Annotated in this window: 2 protein-coding genes; both read right to left on the bottom strand. The window is 50.3% G+C overall.

Annotated elements, in window-relative coordinates; translation table 11 throughout:
• Positions 1-4: 4 nt before the first annotated feature.
• Positions 5-16,306 carry a non-ribosomal peptide synthetase gene (locus tag SB724_RS04190; protein WP_410570175.1) on the bottom strand — a complete coding sequence of 5,434 codons (16,302 nt, stop codon included), beginning with the start codon at positions 16,304-16,306 and terminating at the stop codon, positions 5-7.
• Positions 16,296-26,831 (bottom strand): type I polyketide synthase, encoded by a 10,536-nt coding sequence (locus SB724_RS04185; protein WP_410570173.1) that lies wholly within the window; start codon positions 26,829-26,831, stop codon positions 16,296-16,298. Before SB724_RS04185 ends, SB724_RS04190 begins: the two co-directional genes overlap by 11 nt.
• Positions 26,832-26,836: the final 5 nt, after the last annotated feature.

Genomic DNA, 26,836 nt, shown 5'->3' with positions numbered 1-26,836 from the left:
CTCCTTAACTCAATTGTTGTACATGTCTTGTTACTTTAGGCTGATAGCTTCGCAGTTTTTGCATCGCCGAGCGGTGATGTTCAGGGTATACTTCTATTATTTCTTCCGGTTTTTCCTCCGGCTCTTCCGCCTGTTTCATCATGACGAACTGATTCAACGGGCCGCCGAGCAATCGTTCAAGCGCCGCCATTGCTTCCGGCGCTTCAATTGATCCGACTCCCGCCTGTTTCATCCGTTCTTGATATTCGGCAGATGATACGATTCCGACACTGCCCCAGTAGCTCCAATTCATCACTGCCGCCGAATACGGCCGCGTTTTAGCCAAATGAGCGGCAAAGGCATCTTTGAAACTGCATCCGGCAGCATAATTGCTTTGTCCGGCCGCTCGTGCAAATGATTGAACAGATGAGAAGAACAAAGCAAAGTCCAGCGGCTCATTTCGGAACACGCGGGCCATATTCACACTGACATTGACTTTTGCAGCGAGCACGCTTTTAAAACGGCTTTCCGGCATATTTGCCAGGCTCTGATCCTCTAAAACAATTGCGGAATGGATGATTCCGTTAATTTGCGGGTGCGTGCGTTTGATCGTTTCATACGCCCGTGTGAGCTCATTCGGATTTGCCGCGTCAGCTTCAATATAAATCGGCGCCGGGCCGAATTGGCTGAGTCTGTCGATTTTTTCCTGGATGGCGCTGTTATGTTTTCGTCTGCCGATCCAAACGACTCGCGCCTGATATGTTTTCACGGCATATTCGCTCCATGCCTCGCCGATGCCCCCCGCGCCGCCGATGACGACATAAACGCCGCCTTTTTGGTAAGCGGGCCGGCTTGACACCGGCTGCTGTACAGGAATAAGGCGCTGTTTGTACCAGTGATTGTTCCGGTACGCCCATGTATTGCCTTGCTCATCAAACGGCGCTGAGAACAGCTCCGCCTTTGAAACATCTTCCGGACATCCGGCATCAATCAGCCTTGTTTGCCAGTTCGGATACTCTTTTGCGAGCGAGCCGACCAAACCGTGAATGCCTGCATGAGCCGGATCAATAATGTCCGCCGGCTGTACGGACTGTGTTTTTATTGTGACTGCAGTCAAGCTGATTCGCTTGCCTCCATATCCTAAAGCAAGCATTGCCTTAATCACTCTGTACATCTGGATGACGCCCGCATCCTGAGCTTTCACCATGTCATCAGCGCTGTGAAAAGGAGCGATCCATACGATATGCCCGAAAGACCCTGTTGCTTTCAGTTCAGCTGCAACAGCCTCTATTTCATCCTCCGGGTTGATATGGAGCCGTTTCGCAGAAGGATGATGCAATTGAAAAGCCGCGCTTTCCTCATCCCCCGCGATAAAGACAACCTCTTCCGTCTTATATGCCGGGCTTTGATCACGGAAGTCCGCGAGATCCCACACCGGAGCCAGAAGGTTTGCTCCATTTAATGATGTTTCCGGCGCGGAGCCTTCCATCATTCTGGAAGAAATCCCTTTAATTCTGACACAGACCCGGCCGGTCTCATCGCATAAGTCAATGTCCATACGCTGTATTTTTTCATCCGTTCCCCGGGAGCTGACGTACGCCCACATGCTTGTCGTGCACGGACTGAAAATGTCCAGTTCTTCAAGGGCGAACGGCAGTGACAGCTGGTTATCATCTGCGTGAAGCTTCAGACCGATTGTCGCTTGCAAAGCTGAATCAAGCATACACGGGTGAAGAACGTATTGATCTGCCGTTTCTTCGAGGAAGGAAGGCAGCCGGAGCTCAGCTAATGCTTGATTGCTTCCGATATGAATCTGCTGAATTCCTTGTTGTCCTGGACCGTATTCAATGCCGATTTTGCTGAATAAGCCGTAACACTGTTCAGAAGTCAGTATACTGAGGCCGCATTGAGCTTTCAGTGCGCCTATATCACGGTGCGGAGCCTCCCCGGCGCTGAGAATGCCGGCAGCCCCCTGACAGTGTATCTGCCTGCCGCTTGCTTCTGTTTGTGAGTCCGTGTAAATGTCATACACGATTTCACCGTCTTCCCTCGGAATCAGGCTGATTTGCGCTTCAATCGGGCGGGTTCCCGCTTCGATCGGCCGAACCCAAACGATGTTTTTCAGGCGGGTGACAGACGGAACTTCCTTTTGCCCTTTGACTGCCTGAGCAACCGCCGCCCTAGCCATTTCCAAGTAGGCAACGCCCGGCATAACCGGCTTGCCTTTAATAAGATGATCGGTGAAAATCGTCTCTTGTCCCGTAAATTCGGATCGGTACCGCTGCTCTGTTAAATCTGATACATTTTCGTGAAGCAGCGGGTGCAGTACCCGCGACGTCGGCACAGCTTGCGGTTTCTCTGCTTTCGGCCGGTTGTCCGTGATCCAGTACCGCTCTTTCGCAAACGGGTAAGCAGGAAGACTCATCCGTTGGGGCTTGATATCAGAATATAAGCCGTCCCACTTGATATCCGCGCCCTGCACCCATAATTCCGCAAGCTTGTCATTCTCTCGGCGGCTTATCAGCTCTTCGATATCCGCTTCGCCGTTTGCGCCTGCCAGAATGGACTTCAGGGAGGTTTTACCCACTTTTCCTTTATAAATGCCCGCTATATCATAACGTCCTTTCGCACAGCTCTTTAGCTTGTCCCGAAGTTCTTCGGCCGAGGAAGCGATAATGGCCGCTCTTTCTTCCATCGCATCACGTCCCTGCTGAAGCGTGTAAGCAACATCGGCAAGATCCGCATCCGTAAAAGAAGCTTGCGCCAGCTGCTGCGCCTGTTCCTGCAGACGCTCTTCTTCTTTGGCCGACAGCACAAAGATTTGAGGGTGTGTGAAAACAGCTGTTTTTCTTTCTACCTTCGGGATATATTCTTCAATGACGACATGGGCGTTTACGCCGCCGATGCCGAAAGAACTGATTCCCGCACGGCGCGGCAGATGATTGCCGTTTTCGTCTTTCAATGCCGTCCATTCTCTTTTTTCCTGTAAGATGTAAAACGGACTGTCTTTCAGCTTGATATACGGGTTGATGACCTCGCTGTGGAGGCTTTTTGCAAGTGTTTTATGCTTCATCTGCATCAGCACTTTGATCACACCCGCGACACCGGCTGCCAGTGACAGGTGGCCGATATTGGTTTTGGCCGAACCCAGACCGCAGTGACTCGCATAAACGGCGGAATCGCCTGTTTTTTCGTACAGCTTTTGAAAGGCGGATTTCAGGCCGTTGATTTCGACCGGATCGCCAAGCTCCGTTCCGGTTCCGTGCGCTTCTATATAAGTGACGGTTCTCGGATCAATGCCGGCTTTGTCATAAGCCGTTCTGACGACTTCCGCCTGGGCTTTCGGGTTCGGTGTCGTCAAGGAGTTCGCGCGTCCGCCGTGGTTGACCGCGCTGCCTTTAATGACGCCGTAAATATGATCGCCCGCTTTTTCCGCTTCTGACAGCTTTTTCAAAAACAGAATTCCGGCACCTTCACTGACGGCAAATCCGTCCGCCCTGTCGGAGAATGTTTTACATTTCCCTTCTTTGCTCAGCGCTCCCGCTTTGTCATAAGCGATGTGGCCTTGCGGAGTGACGACGGTATTCACGCCGCCGGCGATCGCCATATCGCAGTTCCCGTTTTCAATGGCGCATACGGCGTGATGAATCGCGACCAGCGAGCTGGAACAAGCCGTGTCGATCGGTTCACTCGGCCCGTGCAGATTAAGCATATAGCTGACGCGGTTCGGCCCCGCTGACGGACTCATATTTGCGGCTGACGCACCGCCGATATCCAGGTCGGAAAACAGTGAGCCGTATCCGGTATTCCCCGTGCCGATATACAGGCCTGTTTTCGTGCCGGAAAGGCTTTTAGCGGAATATCCCGCATCTTCTATCGCCTTCCACGCATACATCATTAACAAGCGCTGCTGGGGATCCATCTGTTCGGCTTCCAGCGGTGAAATTCCGAAGAACAGCGGATCAAAATCCGCAACTCCGTCAATAAATCCGCCCCACTTTACATTTGTTTTGTTGGCTTCATTAAGCGGGTCACCGTAATACTCCCGCCAGTCCCAGCGATCCGCCGGCACCTCTGTTATACAGTCTTTTCCCTCTTCTAAGTTGCGCCAATACTCATCAATATTTGCGGCCTTCGGAAACACCCCGCTCATGCCGACAATGGCGATCGGTTCCGGTTTATGTTCAGCCGCCGTCTGAACAGGCTGTACGGCAGTTTTTGCAAATCGTTTGTTCCCTGCCAGTCTGATACCGCCATCATCAGTTACGCCGCTTTGTTTTTCTTCTTTCGGCTGTGTGCTGCCGGCAAATTGTGTTTGATAGTCTTCTGCTAAATGATGCGCCAAGGCTTGAATCGTCGCATATTCAAAAAATACGGTCGGTGTCAGATCAAGCTGATAAGTGTCATTCAGCTTGTTGGCGAATTCCGTCAGCGTAATGGAATCAAATCCGTATTGATTGAACTCCAATTCGATATCGATTTCTTCAATGTTGATTTTCAGAAGCCCGGAAACCTCTTTTGCCAGCAATTCCTGAAGTTTTGCCGTCAGGTCTTTCGGCGCAGGCGTTTCCTCCGTTTTCTTAACCGGTGCAAAAGCGGCTGCGGGAGTCTTTTGAAGCAGCTTTTCCCGCATTACGGCGCCGTTTCCTTCCATGACGAGCACGCTTGTTTTCCCCGTGCTCCATGCTTTGTAAAGAGCTTCTATTCCGGTTTCAGTGCGCATCGGCGTTACGCCGGTTCTTTTTTCGGTGTGCTTCGCCATTTCTTCATCGACTTGCATTCCGCCGTCTTTCCAAAGCGGCCAATTGACCGACAATGTATGTCCGTGGCGGTACATTGCCGTAACCAGTGCGTTGCGGTATGCCGCATAGCTGTCCATAAATGCGTTTGCCGCCGCATAATCCGCCTGTCCCGCATTCCCGGTGACGCCGGAAATGGATGAGAAAACGATGAAAAAGTCCAGCGCTAAATGCTCGGTTGCTTCATCAAGGTTGACAAATCCGTCCGTTTTAGGAGCCAATACACTGTAAAACTCTTCGGTTGTTTTCTTTGCGATATACTGATCTTTCATCACACCCGCGCTATGAATGATGCCGTGAAGGCCGCCATATTCCGTCTCAATTGTTTTGACCAGGTCTGCCGCAGTTTGAGCGTTTGTTACGTCAGCCTGCTTGTATTCCGCTTTTGCTCCGAGTGATTCAAGCGATTGCAGCTGCATCCGCTGATTCTCGCTTAAAGCGGAACGGCCTGTCAAAACCAGTGTCGGCTCTTTGACTTTGCGGGCGATTTCTTTCGCGAAAATAAAGCCTAAGCCCCCGGCTCCTCCGGTAATGAGATAAATGCCTCCGTCGTTCCACGGAATGCGTATTTTGCCGCCGGACACGGCCGTTTCTTTGACATCTGCGCTGTATCGGATGCCGTTTTCATATTTGATATGGCTGTCATCAGCCCGTGTTTTATTTTCTCTGATGATGTCTGTGATTTTTCCGTTTTCCGCCGGTTCTATTTCAATCAGCTGGGTTTTCAGTTTTTTATGTTCCAGGCCGGCTGTTTTTAACAGAGCTGAAATGCCTGAGAGCAGCTGATGCTTATCTGTTTTAGAGAGAACCGTCTGGATGAGGACGTCTCCATCCGTCTCTTCCTTCAGCAGTTTTTGCAGCGTCTCCAATATCCGTCCTGTATAATCACGGAAGCGCGCCGCCGCTTTCCCGTGCGGGGAGGTCATTTCAATACATTCAGCTCCCGCGGCTTCAACGGCTTGTTTCAATCCGGCGTCTGTGTCACAAAGCAACACGATATGCCGGGCAAAAACCGGTTCCGTTTGAACGGCGGTTTCATCGCTTCGGCTCCATACCGGCTCAAGCATGAGCGTTCCCGGAGCTTTTTCTTTTTTCTCAGGTTCTTTTTCAGCCGTTCTGAATGACAAACCTTTCAGCCTTACGCACACCTTGCCGTTTTCATCACAAATATCAAGATCACGTTTTTCAATCTGGCCGGCTTTGTGGTCTTCAGAAAGTCTGGCGTAAACCCACATCTCGGCAGCGCAGGCGCTGAATACTTCAAGCTCCTGAACCGCAAACGGAAGCATCAGTTTTTCATCATTTGTTCCGGTTAATATGCTTGATGCCTGCAATGCAGAGTCCATTAAGCCCGGATGCATGACATACTCCTGTACCGTGTCCGCACAAGCCGCATCAAGAGACAGTCTGCCCAATACGAAATCATCACCTGTATAAATCGCTTTGACACCCCGGAAAGCCGGGCCGTAATCAAAACCGATTTTGCGGTACATATCGTACACTTCATCTGCAGAAAACGGTGTCTCGGCGGATTGTGATCTCAGCTTTTGGAGATCAATGACCGGAGCCTCGGCGTCAGGGCGGACTGATACTGCCCCTTGGCTGTAAACGGACGGCTGATCTGTTTCCCGGCCGCTGTAAATGTCGAATTGAACGTCATTTGCCGTTTCAGGAATGAGACGGATGTTGACATGAACCGGCTCGTCTTCAATGGTGATCGGCCGCACCCAAACCGTATTCTTAAGCTTGACGCTTCCTTGTCCGGCCGGAACTTCAGATGCCTGTTCCATTGCTGCGCGCGCCATTTCAAGATGTGCCACCCCCGGTAAAATCGGCACGCCTTTTACAACATGGTCCGCAAGGTAAAATTCTTCTCCTGTATAGGTTGAGCTGAACCGCTGTTCTGCAAGGTTTGAAGTATTTCTGTGCAGAAGCGGATGAAGCGCGTCTTGTTTTCCGGCAGACACAGTGCTTATTTTTTCGTGTTTTCCGGTATGTTTCGCCGCCCAATAGCGGTCTTTTGCAAAAGGATACGACGGCAGGCTCATACGTTTAGGCGGCCGGTCTCCATACAGCTTCGCCCAATCGACGTTCAGCCCTTTGACCCATAATTCAAGCAGCTTCGCGTATTTGCCGCGTGCCATCCATTTTTCAACGGCTTCTTGAATTTCTTCATCTTCCGTCAGCATTTGCAGGGTGCCTTTGTCTATTCTTCCTCTGTACAAATCCGCGTGCTTATCTCCAGTGATAAACTGTGACAGTTTTTCCTGCAGTTCTTCCGCGGATCCGGCAATAACCGCCAGGCGTTCTTCCATGGCGTCCCTTCCGATTTGGAGGGTATATGCCATAGAAACGAGGGAGGATTGATCGTACCGTTTTTCAGTAAGCGCACGTTTCAGCTGTTTTGCCTGCTCTTTCAGGCGTTTTTCATTTTTGGCGGACAGAACGAAAAGACATGGATCGATATGAGAATCATCTGCTTCCTCTCTGTCTTCTGGGATGTATTCTTCGATGACGACGTGGGCATTTACGCCTCCGATGCCGAATGAGCTGATGCCCGCGCGGCGAGGCTGTTCGTTTCCACGTTCGTCCGTCCGCGTCTTCCATTCCATCGTCTCCCGCACCAGATAAAACGGGCTGTCTTCAAGCTGAATGTACGGATTTACCGTCTCACAGTGGAGACTTTTTACTAATGTCCGATGCTTCATCTGCAGCAAAATTTTAATAATGCCCGCTGCTCCCGCGGCAAGGGATAAATGGCCGATATTCGTTTTGACTGACCCTAAACCGCAATAGCCGGCCGCTTTCTCTTTTCCGTCTGCAAACGAGCTGAACGCTTGTTTCAGGCCGTTAATTTCAACGGGATCCCCCAGTTCTGTTCCGGTGCCGTGCGCTTCGATATAAGAGACTGTTTTCGGATCAATGCCCGCTTTTTTGTACGCGGCTTTAATGACTTCCGCCTGTTGTTTCGGATTAGGCGTTGTTAAAGATGCCGCACGGCCGCCGTGATTCACCGCGCTTCCTTTAATGACGCCGTAAATATGGTCCCCATCCGCCTCAGCGGCTTTCAGCTTTTTGAGGAAAAAGAGCCCTGCCCCTTCACCATGGGCAAAACCGTCAGCCTGATCAGAGAACGTTTTACATCTTCCTTCTTTACTCAGCGCGCCCGCTTTGTCAAAACTGATATACACATCCGGAAGAACAATCGTATTGATTCCTCCCGCCAAAGCCATGTCGCACGTTCCTTCTTCAATTGAAGAAACGGCATGGTGTATGGCAACGAGCGAGCTTGAGCAGGCGGTATCAATCGGCTCGCTCGGCCCGTGCAGATTGAGCGTATAGCTGACACGGTTCGGTCCGACAGACGGACTTGTATTCGCCGCGGATGACCCTTCAATCTCCGCATCGGCATTGGCTAAAAGAGAACCGTAGCCGGTATTTCCGGTCCCGATAAACACACCTGTTTTTGTGCCTGAGAGACTCTTTGACGCATATCCGGCATCTTCAATCGCTTTCCACGCGTGCGTCAGCAAGAGGCGCTGCTGAGGGTCCATTTGCTCCGCTTCCCGGGGTGAAATCCCGAAAAATAACGGATCGAATTCAGCAATTCCGTCAATAAACCCGCCTTGGTTGACGTTTGTTTTATTGGCTTCTTTTGCGGGATCCCCGTAATAGTCCCGCCAGTCCCAGCGGCCTTTCGGAATCTCGGTCATGCAGTCTTTGCCTTCTTTCAGGTTCTGCCAGAAAGCTTCAATGTCTTCTGCCATCGGGAAAATCCCGCTGATGCCTACGATTGCGATCGGTTCCGGCCCTTGGTCCCGCTGCACTGTCTGCGGAAGTGTCTCAGGCAGAGTGCGGCGTCGCTTAACGGCCGGGCGCGTGATTTGAGTCTCTTTTACCGGTCTTGCCGATTGAACCGTTTTTGTATTTACCGCAAACCGTCCGGCAAATTCCTCTTCGTATTCACTGATTAAATGAACGGCAAATTCATGGATTGTCGGATGATCAAAGAAAATCGTCGGCGTTAACGTAAGCCGGTACGTTTTGTTTAACTGGTTCGTAAACTCAGTCATCGAGATAGAATCCAGCCCGTATTTTGTCATTTCTTCATGAGGATCAATTTTGTCAATGTTTACTTTTAACAGTGAGGCCGTCTGCTGTTTTAACAGATGCTTCACTTTTTCAAGCAGGCTGTCAGTATCAATGTCATGACGTACGCCGGTCTCTGCTTCCGGATGATCATTCTCTTTGCGGAACAGTTTTGCTTTCATGTGTTTCACATCTCCTTCAAGAACCGTCATCCGGGCTGTCCCGCTCATCAAGCCTTGATACAAGGCCTTGATGCCGGCATCTGTGCCGAGCGGTGCGATTCCCGCCTCCTGCATCAGCATATCTTCCGTCTGCTTTCCTGTCTGCATTCCGCCTTCTTTCCATAACGGCCAGCTGACAGAAAGCGTCTTTCCGTATCTTTGTCCTGCGGCTTGTAAAGAACGGCGGTACTCTGCATACATCTCCATAAAGACATTTGCAGACGCATAATCAGCCTGGCCGACGCTTCCAAGCACACCTGATAAGGATGAAAAGACAATAAAGACATCTAATTTCTCATGTTGTGACGCTTCATCAAGATACACAAGGCCCTTCACTTTCGGAGCGAGAACGTGTTGGTATTCCTCTGCCGTCTTCTTCACCATGTAGTTGTCTTTTATAATGCCGGCACTGTGAACAATCCCGTCCAGCCTGCCGTGCCGTTTGCGTATATTGCGGATCAATCGGTATACTTCTGCTTCGTCCGTGACATCGGTCTGCTCGTAGAAAACAGAAGCGCCGGCAGCACGTACTGTTTCCAGCATGTCTTTCTGCTTTTCTCTGAGAGCGGACCGGCCGGTTAGTATGATGACGGCGTCTTTTGTACGGTTTGCGATCTCTTTTGCAAAGATCAGACCTAAACCTCCGGCACCTCCTGTAATGAGATAAACGCCTTCGTCTTTCCACGGAATGTCCGGCTCCGCTTGAGAAATATCCATCTCTCCCCAATCAGCGGCAAAGCGCTTGCCGTTTTCATATTTCACATGGACGCTTTCGGCATGCATACGGTTTTCGGACGCTTTTTCCGCTATGCCTTCAGCACTTTCTTTCTCTTCGGCTTCGATCATTTGACAGATCAGCTTGGAATGTTCAAGGCATGCGGTTTTGAAGAGGCCGGTAATGCCTGAGAACACCTGCTGTAAGCCTGCTGACCGCGTAACAGCCTGAAATAGAACGCGGCCCTTCGGCTTGCTTTTCATTATGGTTTTGATATGGTCAAACAGCTGGCCCGCATAAGAATGATACCGCTCTGCAATAGATGCGGGACGATCGTCCAAGATAATGACGCTTCCATGTTCAAGCTTTGCTTCGACAGCTTGTTTTACGGCTTCATCGTACTCACAAAGGAAAATGATATGCTCTTCATACGTTGGCTCGTGGTCCGCCGGTTCCGGCTGCTCTTTCCAGACCGGTTCAGCGAGCAATGTGTCCGTACGGCTGACCGAAACGCCGGCATCCGCGTTTTCTTCCATGATCCGCGTTGAGAAACCTCTCATCCGCACACAAAGCCCGCCGTTATTGTCATATAGATCAATATCGGCTTTTTGGATAGGATCGCCGGCTTTATTGTTCGCACTGAATGTGACTTGCACCCACATATCATCAGCGCACGGATTCAGAACGTCCAGCTCCTCTAAAGCAAACGGCAATGCGGCTTTGAATGGTTCCCCGCTGTCTGCAAGCAGCGCTCTCGTCACGTTTTGCAAATATTCGGCGGCCTGAAGCGCACCGTCCATCATACTCGGATGAAGGATATAATCAGCTTTTGTATGAGAGACGGATTCAGGAAGCTTCAATTTAGCAAGCAGCCGGTCTTCGCCTTTGTATACAAGCTGCACCCCTTTGTATCCGGGCCCGTAATCAGCACCGATCATTCCTTTGTAAAACGCTTGAGATTCGATTGTTCCCTGTGTGCACCGGCGCTTCAGCTGCTCAATATCCGCCGCTTCCTCCGATTCCTTCCGGATGATTTCAGCAATGCCCTGATTATAAAGAGGAGCTTCTTCACCGATAGAATCGTTACCCCCGTACATTCTGTATTGAATCTGTCCGTCCTCTTCTTCATAAAGTCCGATATGGACACGGACAGCCTCCTGATCGACTATCACCGGGCGGACCCATACAATATTCTTTAAGCGCAAGCCCAGAGAATCCTCTGTTGCCCCGCCGATGCTTTTCTCCGCCGCGGCCCGTGCCATCTCAAGGGTAACGGCAGCCGGCACGATTGCCATTCCTTTAATGATATGCTCGGCAATAAAATACTCTTTTCCCGTGAATTCCGAACTGAACCGCTGCTCTTGCAAGACGGATGTATTCTGATGTACCAGCGGATGCAAAAGCTTGGTATCCGTTTGCTTCACCGTTTCTTCCGGCCAGAAGCGCTCCTCTGCGAACGGGTAGGTCGGCGCACTGATTCTTTGCGGCGCGGAATCCTGATACAATAAGCGCCAATCGACACGCGCTCCTTCACCCCAGAGCGCTGCGAGTGCTTTCAGCTTTTCATCCCGTGTCTGACATGCCGCAAGCTCTTCCATCTCCTGAGCTGACACTTCTCTGCTTCTCACTTTTTCGCCCCGTAAGATGTTTTGGTCATTGCCGTTGATGAAATCCTGCAGCTGACGCTTCAAATCGTGACGATCATGACTGATAAAAACGGCTCTCTCTTCCATCGCTTCACGTCCGGTCTGATACGTAAATGCCAGATCATGCAAGGAAACATCGTTTTCGGCTTCATCCAGAAAGCCGGATAAACAGGATGCATAGGCAGTAAGACGCTGCTTATTTCTCGCTGACAGCGGAACGATATAAGGCGGCTGTCCGTCATTTGATCCGCTGATCGTTTTGTTTTCATACTGTTCAAAAATGGCGTGTGCGTTTGTTCCTCCGAGTCCGAATGAGCTTAACGCTGCGCGGTGCGGCGTTTCTCTCTCCGGAAGCGGTTTTCTCTTATCCGCCACATAAAACGGCGAACCGCTGAATTTGATATTCGGATTCGGTGACGTGTAATTAATGGTAGGCGCCAGCTCCCGATGATATAAACTCATGGCGACTTTGATGCACCCGGCCAGACCTGCTGCTGTATCCAAATGTCCGATATTCGTTTTTACGGAGCCGATCCCGCAATACTGCTCCCGGTCCGTGTAACGTTTATACACTTGCTGCAGCGCGGACATTTCAATCGGATCACCCAATGTCGTTCCAGTGCCGTGCGCTTCGATATAGGAAATCGTCTCCGGGTGAATATTCGTGCTGTCTAAAACATGCTGGATGACGTCAGTCTGACCTTTTACACTCGGTGCGTAAAAACCGACTTTATCCGCTCCGTCATTGTTCAGACCGATGCCTCTGAGCATGGCGTATATGTGATCTCCGTCCTGAACGGCTTGTGACGCCTTTTTCAGCAGAATGACGGCCGCTCCTTCTCCGCCCGCCATACCGTCGGCTGAAGCGTCAAATGCCTTGACATGCCCGTCGCTTGAAAAATTCAATCCGTTTTGGTGCACATAGCCGATGCCGGTCGCTGCATGCAGAGTTGCTCCGCCGACGAGCGCGTATTCCGATTCTCCGCTCGTTATGCTTTTGTAGGCTGAATAAAGACCGACTAATGATGATGAGCAATTGGAATGAACGAAATAGCTTGGCCCTTTTAATCCGAGCTTATGGGAAACCATCGTCGGAATCGTGCCGCTCTGCGCTAACACCCATGACACATAGCCGTCGGGAGATTCATGGCCTTCTGTCGTTTTTTCCGGCAAAAGCGACCGATACGAATTATTGATTGCCGACATATATACGCTTGTCTTCGGAATCTCTTTCGATACATATCCCGCGTCCTCGACGGCTTTCCAAGAATGAAGCAGCAGAAGCCGAAGCTGAGGATCCATAAATTCTGCGTCTTTCGGAGAAATGTGAAAGAACTCAGGGTCAAAGAGATCTTTTCCTTCTATCGTCGATAATGCCGGCACATAGTCGGGATTTTCGATCAAATCTTCAGGCACGCCGGCTTCCCGAAGTTCTTCTTCCGAATAGAACCGGACGCTTTCCTTTCCTTCTCTTAACTGCTTCCAAAACTCATGATGATTTTTCGCGCCGGGGAACTGGCAGGAAATCCCCACTATCGCCACACTGTCTTCAAAGTAAGACGGCATCCCGTTTTGCGGTGTATGTTCTTTTTCTCTTTCATCTTGGCCGGACACCTCTGATTCAGCCGCCTGTTTTGTTTCAACAATAAATCGGCTGATCGCCTGAATGGTAGAGTGTTCGAATAAATCCGTGACGGTAAAATCGCATTCCAGCTCCTGTTTAATGCGTTCTGCCGCCGCAACAGCCAGAAGCGAGTCGCCTCCCACATCGAAAAAGCCGTCTTCGATTTTGATGCCCGCCGTATTCAGCAGGTCTTCCCATATTGCGGTCACTTTCGCTTCCGCTTCTGATAACGGCAGTCTGCCCGTCTTTTCAGACCGGTGAACGATTACCTTGCGCTGTTTTAGGTCTTTGCGGTTCACTTTTCCGCTCGGTGTTAACGGCAGCGCATCCAGGCGGATAAAATGGGCAGGCGCCATATAATCCGGCAGGCTTGATAAAAGATGGTTGCGGAGCGCTTTTTCGTCTGCCGTATGACCGGAGCGGGCCGTATAATAAGCAATCAGCTTTTTATGTCCGTTCTTTTCCTGAACCACAACCGCCTGGTCAAGGATATCCGGATGTTCGCTCAATTTCGTTTCAATCGCTCCCAATTCGATGCGGAAGCCGCGAATTTTCACCTGACTGTCAATCCGGCCGGCATATTCTATATTTCCATCAGGCAGCCATCTGGCCAAATCACCTGTCTTGTAAAGTTTTTCTCCTTCACTAAACGGATTATCAATAAATGATGCCGCCGTCAGCTCAGGCTGATTGTAATAGCCTCTGGCCAGGCCGGCGCCGGCCACGCAAAGCTCCCCGGCCACACCGTCAGGGACGGGGCTGAGCTTTTCATCGACGATATAAAGCCGCGTATTGTGAATCGGTTTCCCGATCGGCGTATTCCTGCTTGTGATTTCCTTTTGGCCGCAGCTGTAGTAAGCGGCATAAATGGATGTTTCCGTCGGGCCGTATATATTTTCAATTCTGGCATGTTTGAAGATGGAAACTGACTTTTTGACTAAATCTTTCGGAAACGCCTCACCGGCCACCATCACATACTTCACAGGGCCGGCTTCTGTAAATGCCGTATGCCGCTTTACCGTTTCCAGAAATACATTAAACACGGCGGGCGCAAAATTCAGATGCGTGACCTGGTGGGTTTGGATGTATTCCATGCAAAGCTGCGGATTTTTTTCTGCACCAGGCGGCAAAATGACAAGCCGTCCGTTTCCGATAAACCAGCCGAATAATTCAGAAATCGAAACGTCAAATACGTAATTCGTTTTTAACAGATAGGCATCCTCTTGAGCGACCGGATACTCAGCTTCCAAAAACTGCAGCGTATTCATGATGGCCCTGTGCTCAACCATGACGCCTTTCGGTTTTCCCGTGCTTCCGGACGTATATAGAATATAAGCGAGATGATGCGGTTTTGAACGCGGCGTCAGTTTTGCCCCGCTGACAGAACGTCCGCTGTTTTCAATTTCCACCGTGCTCACACCGCCGATGGCCAACTGTTCAATCATGCCGCGCGTCTTTTCCTGCGTTAATACGATTGACACGCCGCTGTCAGTCAACACGTGGGCCATCCGTTCGTTTGGAAAAGCCGGGTCCAGCGGCACATACGCGCCTCCCGCTTTTAAAATGGCGAGGATGCCGATGACCATCTCAAAAGAACGCTCCGTACAAATGCCGACCGGGCATTCCGGTGTGACGCCCTTTTCTTGCAGGTACACAGCGAGCGCCGTGCTTCGTTCATCTAATTCGCGATATGTAAGACTGTTTTCACCGAATGTGACGGCTTCTCTGTCAGGGTGGCGTCCGGCTTTTTCCGCAAACACTTCATGAATGCAGCGCTCATTCGGCTGATGGGATGAACGGCTTTCATCCCGTTTTTGATTGAGCAGGCCGGAACAGGCTTCAAAAGCGATCTCCGGATCAGAAAGCACCTTTTCCGCCAGTTTCATATAATGCTCCGCCAGCCGTTCGATGAAAGAAGGGCTGTAGACATCCGGGTTGTACAGAAATTGCAGGACGGTTCCCGTTTCTTTTTTATAGACTTCAAGCGCAAGCTCAAATTCGCCTTCCTGATGAATGTCTTCTATCATTTCAATGCCGAGTGATTGATATAGTTCCGCCAGCTTTTCCGCTCCTTCAGTCCGGAAGAAGTTTTGATAGAAAAACGCGGTTTGAAAAACAGGCGACACCGCAGGCGAGCGTTCCGTCTTCAATTCTTTTACAAGCGCGGGAAACGGATATGCGGCATGGTCCAGCCCTTCTGCCAGTGTCAGCTGCAGCTCCTTCAAAAACGACGTAAAAGATTTGGCGCCCGTCTCCCTGCTTCTGACCGCGATCATATTAATGAAGTATCCGATGACAGACTCAAATTGAGCCTCAGAACGCCCCATCGTCGGCATGCCTACGATGACATCTTCCTGATTCGTATATTGATAGAGCAGTCCTTTGAAAATAGCGAGATACACAACGGATTCATTGACATTATGTTTTTGGGCGCAAACTTTAATCTGCCGGTTCAGTTCATCAGGAAGCAAGCGCTGATACGCCTGCCCCCTGCACGTTTGGACCGATGATCTCGGGTAATCCGACGGAAGCTCAAGCACCGGCAGCGGTCCTTCCAGCTGCTTTTTCCAATAAGAGAGATGCTTTTTTCCCGCTTCGCTTTCCAGCAGCTCTTTTTCCCATTTCACAAAGTCATGATAATCCGCGGCTTGCTGAAGCATGACAGGTTCTTTGCCTTCACTTGCTTTTGCATAAGCGTCCAGCAGCGCCGACATAAACGTCATAAGAGAGACGCCGTCAAAAATGATATGGTGAATGGTGATTAACACAATCGACTCCCGCTTCGCCCGCCGGAATACTTGAACACGCAGGAGCGGCCCGGTTTCAAGCGAGAACGGTTCTTTTGCTTTTTCTTTAATAAACGTAAGCGCATCACGCCCGCTTAAGTCAGAAAGATCCATTTCTTCAATCGGAAAATGCCGATCCGTATCTTCTATCTGATACGGAAGGCCGTTTTCCTCTTTTATCACACTGGTCAAAATAGGGTGCTGGCGCTGCACGGACAAAAGAGCGTTTTTGAATGTCTCGATATCCAGATTTTGAAAACGAAAGCATAACGGAATGTTATATGCGCTCATCTCCGGAAACATTTTCTGAAGCATCCACAAACCTTTCTGGCCTTCTGAAAGCGGACGTTTTGCAGTTGTCCGCTTAGAAGCCTGAAGCTTTTGTTCTACTTCAGCGATGGTGAGCGTTCCTGATCTGTAGGCATCGAGAAGTTCTTTATGATTCATAGGTCTTACTCCCTTCTATGATGTCTTGCACTCTTTTAAAATCTAATGTCCCCTCAGAGACCTGTTTCATCATGGCGATGATCTCCTGATCCGTATACTCCTTGTTATCCGGAGCGGCGGCTTCTGTTTCGGTTTCTTCCGTTCGGTAAAACGTTTCGATCGTTTCTTTATGTTCTGTCAGGTAATAGCTCATGACGTCTCCGAGCGTGGCATAGCTGTAAAATAACGCCGGAGTGACTTCAATGCCGTAATGACTCGTCAAAAGAGCGGCAAATTTGGCTAAATAGATGGAATCAAATCCGAATTCCGCCCAGTTTTTATGCAGGACGAGTTTATCTTTGGATATTTTCAGCAGACTGTGTATCTGCTCTTTCAAATCCGCTTCGAGCCGTTTTTCCGCGCTTTCTTCCGGGATGCGGCGGCTCACGGTTTCCAAAAGCGCATCCGGTTTTGATGAATCGTCCCGCCGTATGCCTAAAAATCGTTCGGCACGGCTTCTTTCGCCGGCAATGACAAGGCACTGGGTGTTGTCTTGAGAAATGATGCGCTCAAAAAGCTCAATGCCTTCATCTGTTTCTAACAGGCGCTGGCCGCTTGATTTCAGGTACATGCCCGTCGTCTCTTCACCGCCGACAGCCATTCCGCCGTTTTTCCAGACCGGCCAGTTTATGACAAAAGCGTTTCCGCTTTCTGATTGTTCGTTTTTATAGTGGGCATACGCCATTTGGAACCTGTTCGCGACCGCGTAATCACAGCAGCCGAAATCCCCTAAAACAGCCGATGTAGATGAAAAGTAGCAGATGAAATCCGGCGTTTCGTTTTTCAGCCACTCGTCAAGAAGCAGGCTTCCGTTTATTTTCGGTTCAAGCGTACTGCGGAAATTCCCGATTTCATTTTCAAAGACGGATGTTCTGCTTTCGATGCCCGCCGCATGAATGACGCCGTGAATGGCTCCGAATCGTTCTTTCGCGCGCTTGATGCAGTCGCCCATTCCGATCGGATCACAAACATCGGCTTCGGCGTAAAGAACACCCGCACCGAGATTTTCCAGGTCTTTCATTTTTTCTTTCTTTTCTTCATTGATCGGCGACCGCCCCGTGAGAATGACATTTGCCTGGTAGTTCCGGGCCAGATGGCGGGCAAATAAGTAGCCGAGCCCTCCTAATCCGCCTGTAATGAGATATGTTCCGCCGGTTCTGATCCTGCTGTTTTCTTTCGTTAGTCCGGTTGGTTCGGTGTGATAGACATATCGTTTTCCCTCTTCCAAGAAAACAGTATGGTCTGTTTCAGCTTTCAGCTCGTCCCAAATGGTTCTCACCCAGTCCGTTATGGCCGCACCGGCTTTTCTGAAGTGGCCGGTAACACTTGTTTTCGGGAGAACAATGCCGAGCGAACGCTCAAAGCCGATCCATGATTCCAAGTAGCACCTTTCCAGACCGGATGCATATTCCCCCGCCAATAACAGCCTTTCCGGCTGCAGACCGGTCTCAGCCATTGCTTTGAGAATATGGACGATACATGAATAATCTTCGATGCAGCTTTTATCTTCAAGCGCCCATAAATACAAAATGGCAGAAGCTTCACCGTACTCTTTTTGAATATCCGCAAAAGCGTTCACATATGATTGCGGATCTTCCCGCACCACTTGGCAGCGGCCGGCGGACAGAGCCTCATATCGGTCTCCCTGAGCGATAAAAATAACGTCAATGTCATTGTCATACGATTTGATCACAGAGACGGCTTCCTGCTGCTTCTTCTGATCAGATAAGAAAGAAATCACCGTTTTGACCTGCTTTTCTCCGGCAGCCGGCAGAGCCTGTTCTTTAAGAACTTCTCTAAAAGCCATTACTTCAAATTGTTCCGCCGGATCACTTTCATCAGACGGCGCGTTAACGGGCGCGGCCTTGCTTTGTACAGGCTGCTGATGCCAGAAGCGTTCTTTCGCAAACGGATAAGCGGGCAGGCTGATGCGGGCCGGAGGACGGTCTCCGTATAATTTCGCCCAATCGATGTCCAATCCTTTTACCCAAAGCTCAAGCAGCTTAGAATATTTCCGTTTGCTGATCCAAGCGTCTATGATTGTTTCCATATCATCATCCGCCGAAAATACGGCAAGCATCCGTTTGTTTTCTTCCGTGCCGTCACGGTGCAGTCCGGCGCTGTTTTGTCCGGCGATAAATCCATTCAGTTTTTCCTCAAGTTCATGAAGTGAATGGACGATAAAACCGAGACGCTCTTCCATCGGCACCCGGCCAGTCTGAAGAGTAAAGGCTATGCTCATAAGGTCGCGGCCGCTGTATCTTTTTTCACGGATGGCGTCTCTGAGCTGTTTTGCTTTTTCAGTGAGCCGTTCGCTGTTTTTCGCAGACAGGACGATGATGGCGGGCTGATCTGCCGGCGTCTCATCAGGCTCTTTGTCTGCCGTATATTCTTCTATGACGAGGTGGGCGTTTGCTCCTCCCGCGCCGAAGCTGCTTAACCCCGCCCTTCTCGGAAGCTCTCTGCCGCCGATGACGGGACGTTTCCACTCACCGAGCTCCTGCTGAACGGCAAACGGCGTATACGCGAAATCAATATTCGGATTCAGCTGTTCCGCGTGCAGGGACGGCGCAATTTGGCGGTCTTTGAGCTGGAATAATATTTTTGTCAGACCCGCAATGCCCGCGGCGCTTTCACAATGACCGATATTTGATTTTGCGGAGCCGATGGCGCAAAACTGTTTGTCTGTTGTATCCTCTTCAAATGCTTTCGTTAATCCAGCGATTTCAATCGGATCTCCTAATGCGGTGCCCGTACCGTGGGCTTCAATATAACTGACGGTGCGCGCCGGGACGTTTGCTCTTTGGAAAGCTTCTTTTATTAAGGCGGCCTGCGCATTCGGATTCGGAACGGTGTATCCGTTCGTTTTGCCTCCGCTGTTAATGGTGCTTCCTTTAATCACACCGTAAATGTGATCGTTATCGGCAATCGCTCGGTCTAACGGCTTTAACACGACCGCTCCTACCCCTTCTCCGTCGACAAAACCATCCGCGCGGTCTCCGAACGATTTGCACGTGTCGCCTGCGGAAAGCATGTTCATGACTGACAGATTCATATAATGGATCGGGTCGGTCACTATGTTTACGCCCCCGGCAATCGCGCATTCGCTTGAACCGCTGTATATGCTCTCAAGCGCCAGATGAATGGCCGTCAAAGAAGAGGAGCAGGCTGTATCAACGGCAATGCTCGGCCCTTGGAAATCAAAAAGGTAAGATACCCTGTTGGCAATGGACCAATAGCCGTAGCCTGTCGGGTAGTTTTTGTTCATCGCACCGGCAAAAACACCGATTTTTCTGCTTTGGCACAGGTTGTCAGGCGTATAGCCGGCATCCTCGATACTCGCATACGCCGTTTCTAAAAATAATCGCTCCTGCGGGTCCATTCGCTCTGCTTCCAAAGGAGAAATCTGAAAGAACAGCGGATCAAACTTGTCCATATCCTCAATGAAGCCGCCCCATTTCGTATAAATAGAGCCTTCTTTACCTTTCTCTTCATCGTAGTAATCCCGCCAGTTCCAGCGTTCCCGCGGGATTTCTTCTATGCAGTTTTTTCCTTTTTTAATATTAGCCCAAAGCTCAGCCGCTGTTTTTGCCTGCGGGTAGCGTCCTGAAACACCGATGATGGCCACGTCGCGAACCGAACTTTGCCGGACGGTCTCTTTGGCTGCCCGTTTTTCCCTCCGCCGCCAGTCAGTGCGAAGCGGCTTAGCCGGCTGTACAGCCTGCGGTTCTGGTGATGCCTTCCGTTCTTCCTGAACAGGCGTTTGTCCCGTCAGTTTGATCATCACGTCTTTTTTCGTTTTGATTAAGTGAGCGACGAGCGCCTCAATCGTCTGATATTCAAAAAATAAAGTGCTGCTGACTTGGTCCAATACATTTCGTAACGCGTTTGTCAGCTGTACGACGACGATAGAATCAATTCCGTATTTTTCAAGCGGCGCTTTCGGATCAATTTGAGCCGGCGGAATTTTTAATGTTTCTCCGATTAACGTTTTCAAGTACTCGGTGCTTTTTTCTGTTAAAGACGTGTCGCCTTTTTGCACCGTTGTTTGCGCCTGAAGTTCCGGCGCATGTACTGCTTTTGGCGGAGCGGTCCGTTTTCCGGCCTTTGCTTGAAGCGTTTTTTGGCGAACAATGCCGTTGCTTTTTGCCGCTATAATCTGATGGCTTAATTCATGTGCCGCTTCCGCCGGGAAGAAGACAGAATGCCAGCCTTCACTTTCTAACACGCGCTTCCAGCTTTCCGGATACAAGCCCGGGCACCCCGGAATACGAAGGGCGGAATCTTCATGCAGCCACCAGCCTTCAAGCAGTCCGAAAGTAATATGCGGGAACAGGCTGTTTCCCGCCATTTCATTTAAGAGCAGCAAACCGTTGTCTTTTAAAACGGCTTTTGCGTTTCTCAGCGTCTGGCGGATGTCTTTCGTCGCGTGGAGCACATTGGCCGCAACGACGATGTCGTATGCGCCCGGCTCTATATCCTGGCCGGCAAGCGGCGCTTCTGCGTTAAAAAGCTTATACGTCAGATAAGGATTCCGTTTGCCGTATTCCGTCTCCGCATGCACGAGAAAAGCTTTCGATACATCGGTGTAACAGTATTCTTTTATATGATTTTGATACGGCCTAAGCTTTTCAAATATGCCTGCGCTTGTGCCGCCTGTGCCCGCTCCGATTTCCAGTATGCGGATCTCGGCTTTTGAATGTTTGCTGGTGTTTTCTTTCACATAAGCCGTTAATGTATCTGACAGGGCGCTGTTAAAGTAATCCGCGACTTGATTGTGCTTATAAATTCCTTCAACAAGTTCCATTGAAGAATGCGGGAACATGATATCTGTCGCCGGCACGTCTTCGCGCAGAATGTCCGGCAGTGCTTTAAGCATCGTCTCGGCTAAAACAGTCATCGCTTTTGTATCGGCGTTGTTGAGCCATTCCTCTTTTTCCTGCTCCCATTTTTGCCATAGCGCGGCGGTTGTGTTTTCGGCCCGCGCCGACAGTTTATATGAATCCGCATTCCCTTCCAGATAGCCATGTTCCAGAAGGAAGGCGATCGTTTGCTTGAGCCATTTTTTAAAGTATTCATGCTCGGGCTCATACACTTTATGGCTTTGCGGCGTCAGCAAGTCCGCTTCTTTAAGCTGGGCGATCAACAGCTGATACAGAAAATCATCGAGCTCCTGATGTTCAGCCTCTCTTACAAGACGTGCGCCGGGCGGAGCGACCTTCGGCTGTTGTGAAAAGACAATCGGCTGAGACGGATAAACAGAAATCTTTTCTCTTTCACTCATCCCTTCGACTGCGACCGGTTTGGTCGTATGAATGAAGGCTGCTTGATTAACCGGCAGCGTCATAAGGGTTTCAAGCGCCTCCATCGCAGCGTCCGGTTCGATCAATCCCAATCCGATTTGATCCATCAGCTGAATAAAATCGCCGTCTTCAGCCGCTTCGCTGTTGCCCCAATAGCCCCAATTCATCACTTTGACCGGACAATTCCATGTCTGATCAAGTTCTTTCGCAAATGCGTCACTGAAAGCGCATCCTGCGGCATAATGGCTTTGTTTCACGTTATGAATAAATGCCACAAGCGAGGAGAAGAAGAGCGCAAAATCAAGCGGCTCCCGTCCGAATACCTCCGCCATGGACACACTTACATCGGCTTTTGCCCGCAGCACCGATTTGAACTCTTCTGTCTTCATATTATTTAAGCTTTGCTCAGACAGATCCATTGCCGAGTGGATGATTCCGTTCATTTTTGTGTGGCGCTCTTTTATGAACTGATAACCCCTCTCTAAGGAAGCACTGTCAGCGGCATCGGCGGAAACATATTCAGGCGCCGGGCCGAATGCGCTGAGCCGGTCGAGTTTCGCCTGTATGGAATCATTCAGTGTGCTTCTTCCGATCCAAATGATGCGTGCTTTGTAGCGGCGGATCATGTATTCACTCCATGCCTCGCCAAGATATCCGGCGCCTCCGATCACGGCATAAACCCCGCCTGTTTGGTACAGCGTGCCGTTTTTCGGCATATTGTCAAGCGGTATCAGCTGCCGCTCAAACAGCTGCTGGTTGCGGTACGCCCAAATTTGACCGTTTTTCCCGGCAGAAAGACTGAGCGCTTCTTCGATCGGCCAGCTGCCGTCCGTTTCTGTGTCAAGCATGCGGATATGCCAATGCGGATATTCTTTCGCCATTGTTCCGGCAAGTCCGCTGACTGCGGCCTGTGACGGGTCGGCGCTGTCCTGATCGGAAAACGGCTGGGCATTTGCCGTGACGATGAACCAGTCCAAATGTTTTTCTCCGTATCCTAAGGCAAGTAAAGCTTTCATCAGCTTAAACACATGAAGGACGTTCCTTTCCTGTTCCTTGAGGCTGTCCGCACTCTCAGCCTGCGGAGCAAGCCAAATGATTTGCTCCAGTTCTTTTTGTCCTTCAAGCATGTGCGTAAGAGATGTGATATCATCCGTACCTCTGATCGGATAATAGGAAGCGTTCGGCAGATGTTCTTTTATGCGCGTATGTCTCGAATCCGTTCCGCCGAATACTGCCGTCTGCTTATCCACCGCTGCTTCCCCGGCTTTTTCAAGCGCAACAGGCTCCCAAGCCGGAATCAGCATCGTATGGCCGACAGGCGCCTCCGTGGTTTCTCCGCCCGCTGTTTGGCTTGTGTCAAGCGCCCGGACGGACGCGCCTTTCATCCTGACATAAACCGTACCGGCATCATCGCACATATCAATGTCAAATTTTCTTACGTTGTCATCTGCTTTGCTGCCTTCTGTGTACCGGATATATGACCAGATATGTTCAGGGCACGGCCCAAAGACTTCCACTTCCTGCATCGCAAACGGCAAAGAAAGCTCGTGGCTGTCTGCATCGTCATGTATCGAGCGGACAAGCAGCCCGACGGAGGCGTGAAAAGCGGCGTCCATCATACTCGGGTGAAGCGTATACTGTTCTTTTTTGTCATGTACGGCTGCTGGGAGTGAAATACGGGCCAATAATCGGTCTTCTCCGATCAGCAATTGCTGTACGCCCCTGTATGCCTCTCCGTAATCCAGACCGATCTTTTCAAAAGCTCCGTAACATTCTTCTGCAGTTACGGTTCCTAAATTGCAGGAAGCTTTGACAGACTCGATATCTATCTGGGCGCTTCCCGGTTCGGTAATGACCGCTTCACCCTGGCTGTGAATGACGGGATCTTCGCCGTTTTCTGCCTCACTGTATATTTCATAGGTAATCTCACCATCATCTTCCGGATAAAGGGCAATATGTATTTCCTTCGGTTTGTCTTCAATTATGACCGGCCGGACCCAAACGACCTGTCTGAGTGTGACGCTATGGTCTTTTTCCGTCACGGCAGCGGCCTTTTTGACCGCCTCTGCGGCCATTTCCAAATAGGCGACGCCCGGCAGAATTTTTTGTCCGTTAACGACATGGTCAGATAGGAAAAATTCATCTCCTGTAAAAAGAGACGTGAAGCGCTGCTGCGAAAAATCTGACGTATTTTCCTGTAAAAGCGGGTGCAGCACTGTGCCTGAAAGGCTTTTCTCCTGTTTTTTCTGCTGCGGAATCCAATAGCGTTCTTTTGCAAACGGATACGTCGGAACGCTTGTTTTACGCGGTTTACCCGAAGCGTACAGCCTATTCCAATCTATTATTTTCCCTTCTGCCCATAACTCGGCAAGCCGTATCGGATCATCCGTCTCGGGAGCGGCTTCGCTCAGTTCCGGCAGCTCGGCTTGTCCGCGCCAAAGACCGGGGATGTTTTCGTTTCCTTTCACAAAATCATTCAGCTTTTCTTTCAAGTCGCGGGTGTCATTTACAAGGAAGACAGCTCTCTCCTCCATTGCTTCACGTCCTGTCTGAAGTGTATAAGCCAGTTCAGACAGCACCGTCTTTTCTGAAAGCGACCGGGCTAATTTTTCCGCATAGGCCAGAAGCCTGTCTTTATTTCTTGCTGACAGCGGGATGAGTTTTGCTGCATCGCTCTCAGGCGCAGCCGCTTTTTGTTCAGGCTGAATGTATTCTTCTAAAATGATGTGGGCGTTCGAACCTGATGCACCGAAGGAACTGAGTCCGGCCCGGCGCGGATAATGTGTGACTTTTCCGTTTTCTTCGGCTGCCGGCTGCTTCCACGGAGCAGTCTGCTGCTGTACGTAAAAAGGAGATCCTTCAAATTTCAGGTAAGGATTTAATTCCGCAGAATGCAGTGATTTGACGAGCGTTTTGTGATGAAGCTGCAGCGCTGCTTTTGTTAACCCGCTGATCCCCGCCGCTGATTCTGCGTGACCGATATTTGATTTGACCGAACCGATGGAACAAAATTGCTGATCCTGCGTCCCTTGGCTGAACGCTTTTGACAGACCTTCAATTTCAATCGGGTCTCCTAACGAAGTACCCGTTCCATGAGCTTCCACATAACTGACGGTCCGCGGGCTGATACCTGCTTTTTTCAGACAGGCCTTAATGACTTCTGCCTGTGCAGCAGGACTCGGGACGGTAATTCCGCTTACTTTCCCGACGTGGTTAACGGCGCTTCCTTTAATGACCGCGTAAATGCGGTCGCCGTCTTGTTCGGCTTTTTCCAGCGGCTTGAGCAAGACCGCACCGACTCCTTCTCCGGAAACGTAGCCGTCCCCGCCCTCGCCGAATGTACGGCAGCGGCCGTCACTTGAGTGCATGCCCACGCTTCCGTAGCTGAGATATTTCGCCGGGTGCAGCGACAAGTTCACCCCTCCCGCAAGCGCGGCTTCACATTCGCCGCGGCGGATGCTTTCAATGGCCAGATGAACGGCGGTCAATGATGAGGAACAAACGGTATCCACCGCGATGCTCGGCCCGTGGAAGTCACAATAATAGGACACTCTGTTGGCGATCTGCGCATAATTCAGTGAAACCGGAAAAGGATCAGTTTCAGATAATTGTTCTGCGCCGATTAAGGAATAATCTTTATGCATCACCCCTGCAAATACGCCGATCGGATGCTGTTTCTTCCCTTTATTCCCCAGTGTTTCAGGTATATACCCCGCATCTTCAATCGTTTCCCAGCATGTTTCTAAAAACAGGCGCTCCTGCGGGTCCATCATTTCCGCCTCACGCGGTGAGATTCTGAAAAACTGCGGATCGAAACAGTCGGCATCGTCAATGAAACCGCCCCATTTTGATACTGTTTTTCCAGACGGGGACGTTACGTTTTGATATGTTTTCCAATCCCATCGGGACTTCGGAACTTCAGTGATGCAATCCGTGCCTGCCTTAAGGTTTTCCCAAAACTCCGCCACACTTTTCGCTTTCGGATAGCGGCCGGCCATTCCGATAATCGCGATGTCTCCGGTGTTTTTATGATGTTCTGGCGCGTCCGGTGCTTCAGCTTCAGACCGTGATGGTTCGGCTGCACGTTCCGCACATTGAAATGAACCAGTCTTTTTCAGAAAGGCTGCGAGTTCTTTTATATTTGTATATTCAAAGAGAAGAGTGGGCGCGAGGTCCGCACCCGTCTTTTTATTGATATCTTGTACAATCTCAAGCAAAGAAGATGAATCCAGCCCAAGCTCGTAGTAGCCTCCAAGAACGTCCAGCGTCTCCCAAGGCTGCCCAAGCTTATCAGCCAAAAGCTTCTTTAAAAACAGAATGATGTCTTTTTCATCTGCGCTTTCCGGCTCAGCTGCAGCCTGTTGATTCTGTTCGGCTGTATTCGCGTCTTCTTCAAGCCGAACCGCTTTTCCCGTAATGTTTTTAAGCTCCGCCACCTTTTGTCCGGATCGGCTGAAGTACTCGATTGTCATCGTTGTGAGTTCTTTTTCCTGACGGACGCCGGAAGCGGCGATACGCGCCGTGCACTCTGATTGGAGCCTGTCGGCGGCCGTGAACGATTCATAATATAAAGGCAGATGAAGCCGGTTTGTTTCAGAAAGCAAACCGCTCGCCCCGATTCCGCTCGCATCCAAAAGAGCCGGATGGAATAAAAAGAAATCTTTTCCTTCTTCGCAAGAAAGCTCAGCCAGCATGCCGCCTTCTGTTTCGTACAATCGTCCGTTCGATTTCATCATGCCGGAATGAACCAAGTCATGATCCAGGCAGCGGTTATACATGTCATCAAGATTCAGAGATCTGCCTGATTGCTTTACATCGCCGAAATCAATGGTTTCGTCAAATGTCACAGCGTCTCTTTTCACCATTTCAGCCGTCGCATATTGTATATTGTCTGACAGCTTGTCACCTTGCTGTTTCTGCCCCGAAAGGGAGATGAGCCACTTTCCATCTCCGCTATCAGAACATTGAATGGTCAGAATGATTGCAGCCGTTTCACTGACGGTTAAAGGCTGATAAATCGTAACGTGCTTCAATTCGAGCTCATTGTATACATAACCGTGTTCCTGAAAAACCTGATAAATCAAATCGATATAAGCAAGACCGGGCAATACCGCTTCACCAAAGACCCTATGGCCCTTCATGATGGGATGGTCCAGTGAGATATTGATTTTTTCGGATATCATTCCTT

Source organism: Bacillus sp. SIMBA_031, from assembly GCF_046535225.1.
GTDB classification, from domain to species: domain Bacteria; phylum Bacillota; class Bacilli; order Bacillales; family Bacillaceae; genus Bacillus; species Bacillus velezensis.
This window is presented reverse-complemented; position numbering and strand designations above follow the sequence as displayed.